This window comes from Campylobacter sp. 107, from assembly GCF_002383835.1.
Taxonomy (GTDB): domain Bacteria; phylum Campylobacterota; class Campylobacteria; order Campylobacterales; family Campylobacteraceae; genus Campylobacter_D; species Campylobacter_D jejuni.
This window is the reverse complement of record NZ_NXBA01000042.1, coordinates 31,688-47,641: the sequence shown is the minus strand read 5'-3', so window position 1 is coordinate 47,641 and position 15,954 is coordinate 31,688. Positions and strand designations below refer to the sequence as shown.

Annotated in this window: 19 protein-coding genes and 1 pseudogene; all 20 read left to right on the top strand. The window is 31.2% G+C overall.

Annotation, left to right across the window (positions count from 1 at the left end):
* The first annotated feature begins 2 nt into the window (after positions 1-2).
* The 20 genes and pseudogenes from lpoB to BGS40_RS05905 all read left to right on the top strand — a co-directional run bounded on the left by lpoB (position 3) and on the right by BGS40_RS05905 (position 15,954).
* Complete coding sequence (gene lpoB / locus BGS40_RS06000; protein WP_002851945.1) at positions 3-626, top strand: penicillin-binding protein activator LpoB; 624 nt, start codon at positions 3-5, stop codon at positions 624-626.
* A gap of 82 nt (positions 627-708) precedes the next feature.
* Positions 709-2,045 (top strand): annotated as a pseudogene (locus tag BGS40_RS05995) (DUF6844 domain-containing protein).
* Positions 2,046-2,054: 9 nt separating this feature from the next.
* Entirely contained in the window at positions 2,055-3,257 is a 1,203-nt protein-coding gene (locus tag BGS40_RS05990; RefSeq protein WP_096738505.1) for a CsgG/HfaB family protein, read from the top strand.
* A gap of 158 nt (positions 3,258-3,415) precedes the next feature.
* Positions 3,416-3,724, top strand: coding sequence for a 50S ribosomal protein L21 (gene rplU, locus BGS40_RS05985; protein WP_057991250.1), 309 nt, complete (start codon positions 3,416-3,418; stop codon positions 3,722-3,724).
* Positions 3,725-3,734: 10 nt separating this feature from the next.
* Positions 3,735-3,989 carry a 50S ribosomal protein L27 gene (rpmA, locus tag BGS40_RS05980; RefSeq protein WP_002800974.1) on the top strand — a complete coding sequence of 85 codons (255 nt, stop codon included), beginning with the start codon at positions 3,735-3,737 and terminating at the stop codon, positions 3,987-3,989.
* Positions 3,990-4,095: 106 nt separating this feature from the next.
* Entirely contained in the window at positions 4,096-5,133 is a 1,038-nt protein-coding gene (gene obgE / locus BGS40_RS05975; RefSeq protein WP_096738504.1) for a GTPase ObgE, read from the top strand.
* Positions 5,134-5,255: 122 nt separating this feature from the next.
* Positions 5,256-6,011, top strand: a complete 756-nt coding sequence (proB, locus tag BGS40_RS05970) for a glutamate 5-kinase (protein WP_002851769.1) — start codon at positions 5,256-5,258, stop codon at positions 6,009-6,011.
* Between the two features lie 73 nt (positions 6,012-6,084).
* On the top strand, positions 6,085-7,002 hold the full coding sequence (fmt, locus tag BGS40_RS05965; protein WP_002859775.1) for a methionyl-tRNA formyltransferase: 918 nt from the start codon (positions 6,085-6,087) through the stop codon (positions 7,000-7,002).
* On the top strand, positions 6,965-7,618 hold the full coding sequence (locus tag BGS40_RS05960; RefSeq protein WP_002858812.1) for a biotin--[acetyl-CoA-carboxylase] ligase: 654 nt from the start codon (positions 6,965-6,967) through the stop codon (positions 7,616-7,618). Before fmt ends, BGS40_RS05960 begins: the two co-directional genes overlap by 38 nt.
* Positions 7,615-8,400: a ParA family protein gene (locus BGS40_RS05955; RefSeq protein WP_002851697.1), complete on the top strand. Its 786-nt coding sequence runs from the start codon at positions 7,615-7,617 to the stop codon at positions 8,398-8,400. Before BGS40_RS05960 ends, BGS40_RS05955 begins: the two co-directional genes overlap by 4 nt.
* Before the next feature lie 5 nt (positions 8,401-8,405).
* Positions 8,406-9,242: a ParB/RepB/Spo0J family partition protein gene (locus BGS40_RS05950; protein ID WP_096738503.1), complete on the top strand. Its 837-nt coding sequence runs from the start codon at positions 8,406-8,408 to the stop codon at positions 9,240-9,242.
* Positions 9,243-9,302: 60 nt separating this feature from the next.
* Positions 9,303-9,728, top strand: a complete 426-nt coding sequence (locus tag BGS40_RS05945) for a FoF1 ATP synthase subunit B' (RefSeq protein ID WP_002859779.1) — start codon at positions 9,303-9,305, stop codon at positions 9,726-9,728.
* A 10-nt stretch (positions 9,729-9,738) separates the two neighbouring features.
* Positions 9,739-10,251 carry a F0F1 ATP synthase subunit B gene (locus tag BGS40_RS05940; RefSeq protein ID WP_052794155.1) on the top strand — a complete coding sequence of 171 codons (513 nt, stop codon included), beginning with the start codon at positions 9,739-9,741 and terminating at the stop codon, positions 10,249-10,251.
* 2 nt (positions 10,252-10,253) lie between these two features.
* A complete protein-coding gene (locus BGS40_RS05935) occupies positions 10,254-10,775 on the top strand; it encodes a F0F1 ATP synthase subunit delta (RefSeq protein ID WP_052794156.1) in 522 nt (173 codons plus the stop codon).
* A 13-nt stretch (positions 10,776-10,788) separates the two neighbouring features.
* Positions 10,789-12,294: a F0F1 ATP synthase subunit alpha gene (gene atpA / locus BGS40_RS05930; protein ID WP_052794157.1), complete on the top strand. Its 1,506-nt coding sequence runs from the start codon at positions 10,789-10,791 to the stop codon at positions 12,292-12,294.
* An 8-nt stretch (positions 12,295-12,302) separates the two neighbouring features.
* Entirely contained in the window at positions 12,303-13,187 is an 885-nt protein-coding gene (gene atpG, locus BGS40_RS05925) for an ATP synthase F1 subunit gamma (RefSeq protein WP_052794158.1), read from the top strand.
* 24 nt (positions 13,188-13,211) lie between these two features.
* Positions 13,212-14,609: a F0F1 ATP synthase subunit beta gene (gene atpD / locus BGS40_RS05920; RefSeq protein ID WP_052794159.1), complete on the top strand. Its 1,398-nt coding sequence runs from the start codon at positions 13,212-13,214 to the stop codon at positions 14,607-14,609.
* Between the two features lie 3 nt (positions 14,610-14,612).
* Entirely contained in the window at positions 14,613-15,002 is a 390-nt protein-coding gene (gene atpC / locus BGS40_RS05915; protein ID WP_002885351.1) for an ATP synthase F1 subunit epsilon, read from the top strand.
* Complete coding sequence (locus tag BGS40_RS05910) at positions 15,002-15,556, top strand: MotA/TolQ/ExbB proton channel family protein (RefSeq protein WP_002885353.1); 555 nt, start codon at positions 15,002-15,004, stop codon at positions 15,554-15,556. The genes atpC and BGS40_RS05910 overlap by 1 nt, the downstream gene beginning before the upstream one ends.
* Before the next feature lie 8 nt (positions 15,557-15,564).
* A complete protein-coding gene (locus BGS40_RS05905; RefSeq protein WP_002866730.1) occupies positions 15,565-15,954 on the top strand; it encodes an ExbD/TolR family protein in 390 nt (129 codons plus the stop codon).

The following is a 15,954-nucleotide window of genomic DNA, read 5'->3' as shown; positions in this document are numbered from 1 at the left end:
TCATGAAAAAAACAAAAATTTTAGGAACAGCTCTTATTGGAGCTTTGCTTTTTAGTGGTTGTGCACAAACAGCTTATACAGATGGAAAGGCAAGTCAGGTAAAAAAAGGTGATGCTTTAACCTTGGGTCTTGATAGACAAGATTTTGAAAGTGCAGCTGAAACTATGATAAATAGTATGTTAAGCGATCCTGCTTTTGCAAATATTAAACCAGGTACAAGAAAGGTTATTGCTATTGGTAGGGTTGTGAATGATACCCCACAAAGAATCGATACTGAAAAACTCACCGCAAAAATCACTTCTGCATTAAGAAAATCAGGTAAATTTGTTCTAACTTCAGCAGTTGCTGCAGGTGGAGCACTTGATAGCATGAGTGAAGATGTAAGAGAATTAAGAGATAATGATGAGTTTAATCAAAAAACCATAGCAAAAAAAGGGACATTGGTATCGCCTGATTTTTCTCTTGCGGGTAAAATTAGACAAGATAATGTAAAACTTAGCAATGGTAAAACTCAAGTAGAATACTTTTTCTTACTAAGACTTACTGATCTAACATCAGGTTTAGTTTATTGGGAAGATGAGCAAACTATTGATAAAACCGGTTCTAGTAAATCAGTTACTTGGTAAAATAAAAATTAATTTATGAATAAAATTTTTTAGCTCAAGTATTTAGCTTGGGCTTTTTTTATGATTTTTAAAAGGATATGAAATGAAAAAAATATTATTTATCGGCTCTTTAGTTATGGCAAGTTTACTTTATGCACAAGGTTCCCAGCCTGTAAAAATTACACAACAAGATATAAATATTCAAAATGAAATGTCTGACGCAAGTACTAAGGATATTACCCCAAAATCAATTGAAGATTTTTTTGAAGAATTTGCGGATAATTTCGGTATAGAATATGGTATAATCAAAGATGGAAAAACTTTTTATACAGGAAAAGGTACTGTTGCTGTAAATGATACTGATCCACAATTTGCACAAGCTTTACAAAATGCTTATCAAAAAGCAATGTAAATTTACAAAGCGAATTTATAAGAGATGCTTTTGGAAGAATTGCTACAAGCAAAATTCAAAATTATGAAGCAGATAATTCTACTAATGCTAAGGAATTTGATGAATTGCCAAAAGATGATAAGGTTGATCAAATTTTAAATAAACTTACGCAATTAGCTGGCGCTCAGCTTGATAAGGCATTAAAAGATTTAGGTATAGATACAAATTCTTTAAGCGAAGACAGAAAAAAGACTTTATTAAAGCAAGAATTTCTTAATAAAACTATGACAAATGCCATAGGTTTTATGAGTGGACTTGTTCCTGTGCAAACTATAGTTACACAAAGAAGAGGTGAGTATGATGTAGGTGTTATTGCTGTTATTTCCAATAAAACTCGCCAATTAGCAAAAGATATGGCACTAGCAAGACAGAGTGCTATTAAGGGTAAAGGCAAGGCAATAAGTGAGTATCTGCCAAAAGATACAAAAGGCTTTTTAAATGAATATGGAATTCGCTTAGTTTATGATGAAAATGGTGCGCCTATTATTTTAAGTTATGGAAACTGGGGTTATGTAGCAGATCCTAGCAATGCTAAAAAAACAAATATTTTAGAAGATAGAGCCAAAGAAACAGCACTTACTATGGCTGATGCTGCTATTATAGAGTTTATTAATACAAATTTAAGTCTTAAAGATGAAAGAACAACTGGTGATACTTACGAGGAAATCATCAAACAAAGTATTAATGTTAATGATAGTTCCACTCAAGAACAAACTCAAAACATAACAAATATTATTGACAAAGTAAATAGTAAAATAAAAGCAAGCACAAGCGGTAAAATTCGTGGTATTCGTACTCTTAAAAAATGGAGCTATACAAGTGAAAATGGTATTGAACACGTAGGAGCTGTGAGATTTTATTCTTATGAAAATTTAGCCAACACAAATGAGGCTTTAAATTCAAAGTCAAATACAACAAAAAATGAAGCTAAAAAATCTTCTAGCATACAAAGAAGCTCTAATGTTGTAAATAGCATGGATGATTTTTAAAGGTAAAAGATGAAAATAATTAAAATTCTTTTTTTAGGCTTATTTTTAAGCCTAAGTCTTAATGCTAAAGTTATAACCACAACTTCAACAAAATCAAACACAGGTGAAGGCACAGGCTTGACTAGGGAAGATGCGATAAACAATGCCATTATAGAGGCTATAGGAAAAATGAGCGGAGTAAGCATCAATTCTCTTAAGAAATCTAACACTAGCGTTTCAACTAATAATTCAGATTCAAACATACAAGATAATTACAGCGAGCAAATTTCAAAAGCTACCAAAGGTAGAGCCGATACTTATGAAATCAATAGTGTTGAACAAGATGCAAATGGTAAATATGTAGCCAATGTAACGATTTTTAAAACCACAACAACAAAAAAGTATCAAGCTCTAGGTTTAAGTGCAGATAATAGAAGAAGTATTACTGTTTTTGATTCTACTCCAGATGCTGCCAAAAGAGGCATAGGCTCAGCTTTGCAACAAAAAATCATTTCTGATTTATTGCAAAGTCGTAAATTTAATGTTTTGGACCGTGATTCTAGTGGCTATTATGAAATGGAAAAAGCTTTAATTAAAAGTGGCGACGCAGCTAGTGATGAAGTTTATAAACTTAAAAATGTGTTAGCAACAGATTATATTTTATTGTTTTCTATTTCAGGACTTGAAGGTAAACAAAAAACAAGCAATTTAACAGGAAAAAGCAAAACTGAAATTGAAGTTATCATAGATTATCGTGTGCTTTTATTTGCTACAAGACAAATTAAATTTTCTAATACTTTAAGCATGAAAGTCAATCTTACAGACAATAGTCTTAGTGCCAATGAAACCGCACTCAAACAAATTGCAAATCGTATAGCAGGAGATATTTTAAACGCAATTTATCCTTTGAAAGTTGCAAGTGTTGAAAACAATGAAGTAATATTTTCTCAAAGCTTAAATCAAGGTGATGTTTATGAATGTTTTGCTCTTGGGAAGGTTGTAAAAGATACTTATACAAAAGAAAATACAGGAAGAGTAGAAAGCAAAACAGGAAGTATTGAAATCACTCGCACAAGCCCTAAATTTTCTTATGCAAAAATCACAGAAGGTAGTGTAAAAGTGGGCGATATTTGCAGACCTTTAAGTAATACTGGTAGTGGAAATGGCTACACTATAGGTCGTGATACAAATTATGAAACCCAAGAAGGTGGCGGAGTAAATCTAGGCTTTTAAATTTTTAGAGTTTGATTTTTCTCAAACTCTAAACTCTTTCTTAAATTCATCAAAAATTAAAGAAAAATTTTGTAAAATCGAAATTTTATTAAACCACTAAAGCTTTTAAATCCGTTATTACGGTGCTTTATGGTACTACCAATTTATAAGGAAAAGCAATGTATGCTATTATCAAACACAGCGGAAAGCAATACAAAGTAAGTGTTGGCGATGAGCTAAAACTAGATCACTTTGAAGCTGAAAGCAAAGCAAGTATTGAAGTAAGCGAAGTTCTTGCTATCAATGATAAAGAATTAAAGGTAGGTGCGCCTTTCGTAGCAGGTGCAAAAGTTGTTTTGGAAGTGATCAATCACGGAAAAGATAAAAAAGTTGTGATTTACAAAAAAAGACGCAGAAAAGATTCTAAACTCAAACGCGGTTTTAGAAGACAATTTACTCGCGTTGTAGTAAAAGATATCAAAGTTTAAGGAGTAAAGAATGGCACACAAGAAAGGTCAAGGTTCAACTCAAAATAACCGCGATTCCATAGGTCGTCGTTTAGGTGTTAAAAAATTTGGTGGCGAGTTTGTTAGAGCTGGAAATATCATCATCCGCCAAAGAGGAACTGCAACTCATGCAGGTAACAATGTAGGCATGGGAAAAGATCATACTATCTTTGCTCTAATTGATGGTTTTGTAAAATTCGAAAGAAAAGACAAAGATAGAAAAAAAGTTTCTGTATATCCTGCATAAGTTTTTAGGACGCTTTTTAGCGTCTTGAAAACTTTAAATTTATAAATTTAACTTCTTTTATGTACTCAAATTTAGCTTTATAAATTTAAAGTCAAAGGCAATTTAAATGTTTATTGATAGTGTTAAAATTACTTTAGCTTCAGGCGATGGTGGCAAAGGTGCTGTAAGTTTTCGCCGTGAAAAACATGTTCCACTCGGTGGCCCTGATGGAGGAGATGGTGGAAATGGTGGTGATATTATTTTCGTATGTGATAATAATACCCACACTCTTGTAAATTTCAAAGGCAAAAGAGAATTACGCGCGCAAAATGGTGCTGGTGGAATGGGACGCAATAAAAATGGCAAAAAGGGTGAAAATTTAGAACTTATAGTGCCCGAAGGAACGCAAGTTATCGATGTACAAACCAATGAAATTTTACTTGATCTTACCAAAGAAGGACAAAGAGAGCTTTTTTTAAAAGGTGGAAAAGGTGGACTTGGCAACACCCATTTTAAACACGCCACCAATCAACGCCCCGATTACGCACAACCTGGTATAAAAGGAGAAAGTCGCTTAGTCAGACTTGAACTTAAACTTATTGCCGATGTAGGGCTTGTGGGCTTTCCAAATGTGGGAAAATCTACTCTTATAAGCGTTGTTTCAAATGCAAAACCTGAAATTGCAAATTATGAATTTACCACCCTTACTCCAAAACTTGGACTCGTAGATGTAGATGAGGATAATTCCTTTGTTATGGCTGATATTCCAGGGATTATCGAAGGAGCAAGTGGGGGTAAAGGCTTAGGACTTGCCTTTTTAAAGCACATAGAAAGAACGAGCTTTTTACTTTTCGTGCTAGATCCTGTGAGGCAAATGCCTTTAAAAGAACAATTTATAGTACTAAGAAAAGAACTTGAAAAATTTTCCAATGAACTTTTTGGGCGTAAATTTGGCATCATGATTTCAAAAAGTGATAGTGTTCGTTTAGGAGAGGAATTTGCTGAGCAAATTGCTTTAAACATTAATGAGTTAGACAATTATCTCAAAGAAATAAATAATCCACAAAGCTTTTTAATCAAAGTCTCAAGCCTTGAAAAAACAGGACTTAAAGAACTTAAATTCATGCTTTTAGAAGAAATTAAAACTTTAAGAAATAACAAATAAAAATTTTAACAATCTAGGAAGTGTTTTATATTAAAAATTTCAAACACTCCCTATTTTTTCAAAAAATAACTAGTTTATATGAAATTTTGGCTAAAATTATAAAAATTTTTCAAGGAATAAGCATGAAAAGAATAGTTGTTAAAGTGGGTTCTCATGTGATTAGCGAAGAAAACACTTTAAGTTTTGAGCGTCTTAAAAATTTAGTCGCATTTTTAGCTAAACTCATGGAAAAATATGAAGTAATTTTAGTAACCTCGGCTGCTATTTCGGCAGGACACACCAAACTAGATATCGATAGAAAAAACCTTATTAATAAACAAGTTTTAGCTGCTATTGGACAACCTTTTTTAATCAGTGTTTATAACGAGCTTTTAGCCAAATTTAACAAACTAGGCGGACAAATTTTACTTACAGGCAAGGATTTTGACTCTAGAAAAGCTACCAAACACGCAAAAAATGCTATCGATATGATGATAAATTTAGGAATTTTGCCTATTATCAATGAAAATGACGCTACAGCTATAGAAGAAATTGTCTTTGGTGATAATGATAGTTTAAGTGCTTATGCTACGCATTTTTTTGATGCGGATTTGCTTGTGATTTTAAGCGATATTGATGGATTTTACGATAAAAATCCTAGTGAATTTAGTGATGCAAAGCGTTTAGAAAAAATCACTCATATTAAAGAAGAATGGCTACAAGCAACCATAAAAACAGGTAGTGAGCACGGAACAGGTGGTATAGTAACCAAACTTAAGGCAGCTAAATTTTTACTTGAACACAATAAAAAAATGTTTTTAGCAAGTGGCTTTGATTTAAGTGTGGCAAAGACATTTTTATTAGAAGATAAACAAATAGGTGGAACTTTGTTTGAGTGATTAATTTATTAAATTCTCTTTTAAAATCAAATAAGCTATAATTAAAACTTTTAATTTCACACAAAGCGAAAAAATGAAAAAAATTATTTTTATGGGCACTCCATCTTACGCAACTTGTATTTTAAAAGCACTAGTAGAAAATGAAAATTTTAAACTCGTAGCACTTTTTACTCAGCCTGATAAAGCCGTAGGTAGAAAGCAAATTTTAACTCCAAGTGATACTAAGGCTTTTTTAAGTCAAAATTATCCTAGTATTCCTATTTTTACTCCAAGTTCTTTAAAAGATAAAAATATTATAAGAGAGATTAAGGATTTAAATCCTGATTTTATCGTGGTTGCTGCCTATGGAAAAATTTTACCTAAAGCCATTTTGGATTTAGCACCTTGTGTGAATTTGCACGCTTCTTTACTTCCAAAATACCGTGGTGCCAGTCCGATCCAAAGTGCAATTTTAAATAAAGATGAAAAAAGTGGAGTTTGCACCATGCTCATGGAAGAAGGGCTTGACACAGGTGCTATACTTGAAAGCTTAGAATGTGATATAAAAGATAAAAATTCAAGTGAAGTTTTTGAACTTTTAGCAAATTTGGCCGCTAAGCTGATCCTCTCTACTCTTTTAAATTTTGATAAAATCACCCCTAAAAAACAAGAGGAAAGTCTAGCAACGCTTTGTAGAAAAATCAAAAAAGAAGATGGGCTTATAAATTTGCAAAATGCAAGAGAACTTTATCAAAAATATCTAGCTTTCACCCCTTGGCCTGGAGTTTTCTTGGAAAATGGACTTAAATTCTTAGAACTTGAACTTGTGGATGAATTAAAACAAAATGCTAAGATGGGTGAAATTTTAGAATTAGAAAAAGAAAGTTTTTTGCTTGCTTGCAAACAAGGAGTTTTGCGTATTAAAAAACTTCAAGAAAGTGGAAAAAAAGCTCTTGATGGTAGGACTTATTTAAATGGAAAAAGGCTTAAAAGTGAAGATAGTTTGTGTTGAAAGTATAGACTCAACTCATCTTTTTTTATGCAAGCAAATACGCAATGGAAAGATTGATGAAAATTTTGCTATTTATGCTTTAGAACAAATAAATGGAGTTGGAAGTAGGGAAAATTCTTGGCAGAGCTCTAAAGGAAATTTACATCTTTCTTTCTGTATTAAAGAAGAAGACTTGCCAAAAGATTTACCTTTAGCTTCTGTGAGTATTTATTTTGCTTATTTACTTAAAGAAGTTTTACAAGAAAAAGGTTCTAAAATTTGGCTTAAATGGCCTAACGATTTATATTTAGATGATAAAAAAGCTGGAGGGGTTATAAGTGCTAAAATTTCAAATTTTATCATAGGCGGTATGGGTTTAAATCTGAAATTTGCACCCCAAAATACAGCTTTATGCGATATAGAAATTTCGCTTAAAGATTTAGTGAGTGAGTTTTTGCAAAAAGTAGAAAAAAAAATTTTATGGAAGAATATTTTTAGCAAGTATATGTTAGAATTCGAAAAATCAAGAAAATTTAGCGTCCATCATGAAGGTAAAGTTTTTTCACTTGAAAATTCTTTTTTGTATGAAGATGGTTCAATTTTACTAGGCGATAAAAGGGTGTATAGTTTAAGATGAGCGAAATTATTACAATAGCAAATCAAAAAGGTGGAGTAGGAAAGACTACAACAGCAGTAAATTTAGCCGCTTCTTTGGCTGTGGCTGAAAAAAAAGTACTTTTGATTGATGTTGATCCGCAAGCTAATGCGACTACAGGACTTGGTTTTAATCGTAATAATTATGAGTATAATATTTACCATGTTTTTATAGGAAGAAAAAAGCTTTCAGATATTATTTTAAAAACAGAATTGCCACAACTTCATTTAGCTCCTTCAAATATAGGTCTTGTAGGCATAGAACAAGAGCTTGCTAAAGGTGAAAATAATGAGAAAAAAATGTTGCTTAAAAATCAAATTCAAGAAGTGATTGATGAGTATGATTTTATTATTATTGATTCTCCACCTGCTCTTGGAAGTATTACTATAAATGCTTTTGCAGCAAGTGATAGTGTAATTATCCCTATACAGTGTGAATTTTATGCGCTTGAGGGTGTAGCTATGGTTTTAAATACAATTAAAATTATCAAAAAAACTATTAATTCTAAACTCAGGGTTCGTGGATTTTTACCGACAATGTATAGCTCTCAAAATAATCTTTCTAAAGATGTTGTAGATGATTTGAAACAAAATTTTAAAAAACAACTTTTTACTATCAATGGGAACGAAGATGATTTTATTGTGATCCCTCGCAATGTAAAACTTGCAGAAAGTCCAAGTTTTGGAAAGCCTATAATTCTTTATGATATTAAATCACCAGGTTCTGTTGCTTATCAAAATTTGGCGTATTCTATATTAGGATAATTATAATGGGGTTAAATAAAGATAGGGGTTTAAGTAGTTTAATCAGTGATATGGATACTGTTTATAGTAAAGAATTGGGTTTTGATAAAAATCAAAGCACTATGATAGAAATTGATCAAATTTCACCTAATCCATTTCAGCCAAGAAAGAATTTTAATCAAGAAGCTTTAGATGAGCTTGCTAATTCTATCAAAGAATTTGGACTTATTCAGCCTATTATTGTATTTAAAAAAAATAATAAATTTATTTTAATTGCTGGAGAACGTCGCTTAAGAGCAGTAAAAGCATTAGGAAAAAAAGAAATTCTAGCTTTTATTGCTGATATTGATGAGAATAAACTTAGAGAATTGGCTCTTATTGAAAATATACAAAGAGAGAATTTAAACCCTATTGAACTTGCTAATTCTTATAAGGATTTGATGCAAGTCCATAAGATTACTCAAGAGAATTTAGCAGAACTTATTCATAAGTCTCGTACTCAAATAACAAATACTTTAAGACTTCTGAATTTAGATATTAGAACTCAAGAGTTGATTGCTTCTGGAAAAATTTCTCAGGGTCATGCTAAAGTTTTGGTTGGTTTAGATCAAAAAGATGAAAAAATGTTGGTTGATAGCATAATAGGTCAAAAACTTAATGTTAGAGATACTGAAAAAATAGTTAAAAAAATAAAAAATAATGAAAGCTTACCTAATCAAGAATTTGAAGATGAAATAAAAAAATTAAAACAAATACTAAATCGCTTTGGATTTGACTGCAAAAATAAAAATAATGATTTTGTAATTCATTTAGAAAATATTGATAAAATTAAAAAATTAATCAAAATGCTTGAAAAGTTTTAACCAAAATCTTAGCTTTTTTATGGTAAAATAGTCCTTCAAAAATTCTAACCAAGGAGAATTATGTTTGAAGATATGCATCCTTCCATAATGCTTGCTACTATAGCTATTTTTTTGGCTATGATAGTTATTTTAAATAGTATGCTGTATAAGCCGCTTTTAAAATTTATGGATGAAAGAAATGATTCTATAAAAAATGATGAGAATAAAGTAAAAGAAAATTCTCAAGAAGTTTTATGTGTGAATGATGAATTAGAAGTTATTCATATTAACACTAGAGAAGAAATTCAAAAAATCAAACAAAGTGCTATAGCTGCTGCTAAAGAAGAGGCAGAGCAAATTCTTAGAAGCAAGAAAGAAGAATTAGAAAGAAAAATGGCCAGCTTTTATGCAGATTTAGCTATTCAAAAAAAAGAGTTACAAGAACATTTAAACATACATTTACCTGAGCTTAAGCAAGCTTTGCAAAATAACATAAAGAAAATTTAAGAGGAGAGAAATGAGTAAGTTATTATTTATTATATTTTTGCTACCTTTGTATGCTTTTGGTGCATCAAATGATAGTGGAGAATATGATATTATTCCAAGGACTATTAATTTTCTAATTTTTGTGGGTATATTGTATTATTTTGTTGCAACTCCATTTAAAAATTTTTACAAAAACCGTATTGTAAAAATTTCTTCTAAGCTTGATGAAATTCAAAAAAAACTTTTAGAAAGTAAAGCTAAGAAATTAGATACGATGAAAAAACTTGAAGAAGCTAAAGCAAATGCTGCTGCTGCTTTAGTTACAGCAAAAAAAGAAGCTGAAATCTTAGTTAAAAATATTAAGAAAGAAACTCAAGATGAGTTGGATTTACTTCAAAAACATTTCGAGGAACAGAAAGATTATGAATTTAGAAAAATGGAAAAAGAATTAGTATCAAATACTTTAAATGAAATTTTTTCTGATCCAAATATGACATTAAAACAGAGTGAAATAATAGAACTTATGATGAAGAAGGTATCTTAAATATGGAAAATATAATTGCAAGAAGATATGCAAAAGCGATAGCTTCAAGAGCTGATATAAATGATTTTTATCAGAATTTGTGTATTTTAAATTCTGCTTTTGTTTTGCCAAAATTTAAAAATATTATAGAATCTAATGAGATTAAAAAAGAAAGAAAAATGGAATTTCTTGATTCTTTTTTTGATATTAAAAATTCTAGTTTTCAAAATTTCTTAAGACTTTTGATTGAAAATTCAAGATTAAAATGCATTCCTCAAATAGTTAAAGAACTTGAAAGACAGAAAGCTTTTAAAGAAAATATTTTTGTTGGTATTGTGTATTCTAAAGAAAAATTAAGTCAAGAAAATCTTAAAGATCTTGAAGTAAAACTTAACAAAAAATTTAATGCAAATATTAAATTAAACAATAAAATCAGTCAAGATGATAGCATTAAAATAGAATTGGAAGAATTAGGTTATGAACTTTCTTTTTCTATGAAAGCTCTTCAAAATAAGCTAAATGAATATATATTGAAAATTATCTAAGGAGAAAAAGTAAATGAAATTTAAAGCTGATGAGATCAGTTCAATAATCAAAGAAAGAATTGAAAATTTTGATTTAAATCTTGAAATTGAAGAAACAGGAAAGATTATTTCTGTAGCTGATGGTGTTGCTAAGGTATATGGACTTAAGAATATTATGGCTGGAGAAATGGTAGAATTTGAAAATGGTGATAAAGGAATGGCCTTAAACCTTGAAGAGTCGAGTGTAGGTATTGTTATACTTGGAAAAGGAGAAGGTTTAAAAGAAGGTGCTTCTGTAAAAAGACTTAAGAAATTACTTAAAGTTCCAGTAGGTGAGGCTTTGGTTGGTCGTGTTGTAAATGCTTTAGGCGAGCCAATTGATGCTAAAGGTGTGATCAATGCTAATGAATATCGTTTTGTTGAAGAAAAAGCAAAAGGTATTATGGCGAGAAAAAGTGTTCATGAACCTTTACATACAGGAATTAAAGCTATTGATGCGCTTGTGCCAATTGGTCGTGGTCAAAGAGAGCTTATCATAGGTGATAGACAAACAGGTAAAACTACTGTTGCTGTTGATACTATTATATCTCAAAGAGGTCAAGGAGTTATCTGTATATATGTTGCAATTGGTCAAAAGCAAAGCACAGTGGCACAAGTGGTTAAAAGACTAGAAGAACATGGTGCTATGGAATATACTATTGTTGTAAATGCTGGTGCTTCAGATCCTGCGGCTTTACAGTACTTAGCTCCATATACTGGCGTAACCATGGGTGAATTTTTTAGAGACAACGCAAAACATGCTTTAATTGTTTATGATGATTTGAGCAAGCATGCTGTAGCTTATCGCGAAATGTCTTTGATTTTACGTCGTCCCCCGGGTCGTGAAGCTTATCCAGGCGATGTTTTTTATCTTCATTCAAGATTGCTTGAGAGAGCAAGCAAGCTAAATGATGAATTAGGTGCTGGTTCTTTGACAGCATTGCCGATAATTGAAACACAAGCAGGAGATGTTTCTGCTTATATTCCAACTAATGTTATTTCAATTACAGATGGACAAATTTTCTTAGAAACTGATTTATTTAACTCAGGAATTCGTCCTGCAATTAATGTTGGTTTATCAGTATCTCGTGTAGGTGGGGCTGCTCAAATTAAAGCTACAAAACAAGTTTCAGGCACATTAAGACTTGACCTTGCTCAATATAGAGAGCTTCAAGCTTTTGCGCAATTTGCTAGTGATTTAGATGAAGCAAGTAGAAAACAACTTGAACGTGGACAAAGAATGGTTGAACTCTTAAAACAACCACCTTATTCTCCGCTTAGTGTTGAAAAACAAGTAGTTGTAATTTTTGCAGGAACCAAAGGTTTCTTAGATGATATTGCTGTTTCTAGAATTAAAGAATTTGAAGATGGAATTTATCCTTTTATTGAGGCAAAACATCCAGATATTTTTGAGCAAATTCGCTCTAAAAAAGCTTTAGATTCTGATTTGGAAGAAAAACTAGCTAAAGCCATTAATGAGTTTAAAGCAAATCATTTATAAGGTCTTTTATGTCTAATTTAAAAGAAATTAAAAGAAAAATTAAAAGTGTTCATAACACTCAAAAGACTACAAATGCTATGAAGCTAGTTTCTACTGCTAAGTTAAAAAAAGCAGAAGAAGCAGCTAAAAGATCAAAAATTTATGCACAAAAAATTGATGAAATTTTAAGTGAAATTTCATTTCAGATCAATAAAATTGTTCACAATGAAGATGATGTGCGTTTATCTTTGTTTCATAAAAAAGAACAAATTAAAACCGTAGATTTAATATTTATTACTGCAGATAAAGGCTTATGCGGTGGTTTTAATATTAAGACTTTAAAAACAGTAAGTGAAATGCTAAAAGAATATGAAGCAAAAAATATTAATATTCGTCTTAGAGCTATAGGTAAAACTGGGATTGAATATTTTAATTTTCAAAAAATAGAATTGTTAGAGAAATATTTCCATCTTAGTTCTAGTCCTGATTATGAGAAAGCATGTGAAGTAATTCATGCTGTTGTGGATGATTTTTTAAATGGAAATACAGATGAAGTGATTTTAGTTCATAATGGTTATAAAAATATGATTACCCAAGAACTTAAAATTAATCATCTTATTCCGGTTGAACCAAAGAGTATTAAACAGACTCATAATTCTCTTTTAGAGCTTGAACCAGAAGGAACTGAGCTTTTAGAAGATTTAATGAAAACATATTTTGAGTATAATATGTATTATGCGTTAATTGATTCTTTGGCGGCAGAGCATAGTGCAAGAATGCAAGCTATGGATAATGCAACTAATAACGCAAAGGCAAGAGTGAAACAACTAAATTTAGCTTATAACAAAGCAAGACAAGAATCCATTACTACTGAGCTTATAGAAATTATCAGTGGTGTTGAATCAATGAAATAGTAAATTTTAAGGAGAAGATAAATAATGCAAGGATTTATTTCACAGGTATTAGGTCCGGTTGTTGATGTAGATTTTAACGACTATTTACCTCAAATTAATGAAGCAATTGTTGTAAATTTTGAAAGCGAAGGAAAAAAACATAAACTTGTTTTAGAAGTAGCAGCTCATTTAGGAGATAATAGAGTTAGAACTATTGCTATGGATATGACAGATGGTTTGGTAAGGGGCTTAAAAGCTGAGGCTTTAGGTGCTCCTATTAGTGTTCCTGTTGGTGAGAAAGTTTTAGGAAGAATTTTCAATGTTACTGGAGATTTGATCGATGAAGGTGAAGAAATTTCTTTTGATAAAAAATGGGCAATTCATAGAGATCCGCCAGCTTTTGAAGATCAAAGCACAAAAAGTGAGATTTTTGAAACAGGGATTAAAGTTGTGGATTTACTTGCTCCTTATGCAAAAGGTGGTAAAGTAGGTCTTTTTGGTGGTGCAGGTGTTGGTAAAACTGTTATTATTATGGAGCTTATTCACAATGTTGCATTTAAACATAGCGGCTATTCTGTATTTGCAGGTGTAGGTGAGAGAACTCGTGAAGGAAATGACCTTTATAATGAAATGAAAGAAAGTAATGTTTTAGACAAAGTTGCTCTATGTTATGGACAAATGAATGAACCACCAGGGGCAAGAAATCGTATTGCTTTAACAGGTTTAACAATGGCTGAGTATTTTAGAGATGAAATGGGTCTTGATGTGCTTATGTTTATTGATAATATCTTTAGATTTTCACAATCAGGTTCTGAAATGTCAGCACTTTTAGGAAGAATTCCATCAGCTGTGGGTTATCAACCAACCCTAGCAAGTGAAATGGGTAAATTCCAAGAAAGAATTACTTCAACTAAAAAAGGCTCAATCACTTCAGTTCAAGCTGTTTATGTTCCAGCTGATGACTTGACCGACCCAGCTCCAGCAACTGTTTTTGCTCACTTAGATGCTACAACAGTTTTAAATAGAGCTATTGCTGAAAAAGGTATTTATCCTGCAGTTGACCCACTTGATTCAACTTCAAGAATGCTTGATCCAAATATCATTGGAGAAGAACATTATAATGTTGCTCGTGGTGTTCAATCAGTACTTCAAAAATACAAAGATTTACAAGATATCATTGCCATTTTAGGTATGGATGAGCTTAGCGAAGAGGATAAACTTGTAGTTGAAAGAGCAAGAAAGATTGAAAAATTCTTATCACAACCATTTTTCGTTGCAGAAGTTTTCACAGGTAGCCCAGGAAAATATATAAGCCTTGAAGATACAATAGCAGGATTTAAGGGAATTTTAGAAGGTAAATATGATCATTTACCAGAAAATGCTTTCTATATGGTTGGAAATATAGATGAAGCTATTGCAAAAGCGGATAAATTAAAAGGTTAATTTATGAACGATTTGATTAATTTCGAGATAGTTACGCCTTTGGGTGTAATCTATCAAGGAGAAGTAAAATCTGTTACTTTACCAGGTAGTGAAGGAGAATTTGGTGTGCTTAAAGGACATGCTGCTTTGGTTTCTTCTTTAAAATCTGGAGTAATTGATATTGAAAAAGCTGATTTAAATCATGAGTTAGTTGCTATTGATGCTGGACATGCAAAGGTAGATGAAGATAAGATTTGCGTGTTAGCAAAGGGTGCGATTTGGGTTTGTGGAAGTGATGAAAGTGAGATTGAAAGAAATCTTGCTCAAGCAAAAGATTTGATTAAATCTATGAGTTCTGATAATGCAGCTTTAGCAGCAACTTTTTCAAAACTTGATAATGCAAGGATGCATTAATGAATTTTGAAGCTATATTTCATTTTTTCAATAGTTCAAGTATTATTACTTATATAGTTTTATTATGGCTTTCTTTATATTTTATTTTAGCATTTAGTATTTTGTTTGCTAGATTGACTTATTTGGCTACATGGAGAAACAAGGAGAAAGAAAGTTTAGAAACTTTGCTCTTGGGTGAGAAGGATTTAAGTCGTACTGATTCGATTTTAAGAAAATGTAATGATACAACTTCAAATCATTTAGAAATCTATAAAAATTTAGCAAGTCGCCGCGCTTCTGCTGGGCTTACTTGGCTTAGTATTATTGCTTCAACTTCACCTTTTATAGGTCTTTTTGGGACAGTTATTTCTATACTTGAAACTTTTGGTGGGCTTGGAACTCAAAATTCTTTAAGTCTCATAGCTCCTAAAATCAGTGAGGCTTTAGTTGCTACAGGTTGTGGTATTTTAGTAGCAATTCCTGCTTATACATTTCATCTCATCATTAAAAGAAAAGCTTTTGAACTTTTAAGCATTATTGATAGCGAGATTAAAGTTATAAGTTCGAGTAAATAAGGTTAAAAATGCCATTTGATGATGAAAAACCTGAACTTAATATCACACCTTTAGTAGATATTATGCTTGTATTGCTTGCGATTTTAATGGTAACAGCTCCAAGCATTACTTATGAAGAAAAAATTAATCTTCCACAAGGTAGTCAAAAAAATACTAGCGCTCCAACTGTTAAGAGTTTAATTATTAGTATTAATGCAAAAAAAGAAATTTTTTTAAATCAAGAAAAATACGATTTTATAAGTTTTGCTGACAATCTTGCTCAAAGAAAAGCACAATTTAATACCGAAGATCCGGTTTTTATACGCGCTGATAAAAGCTTAAAATATGACGATGTTATTTCAGTCTTAAGAAGTGTAAAAAATTTAGGATTTAATAAAGTTGCTTTACAGACTGAATAA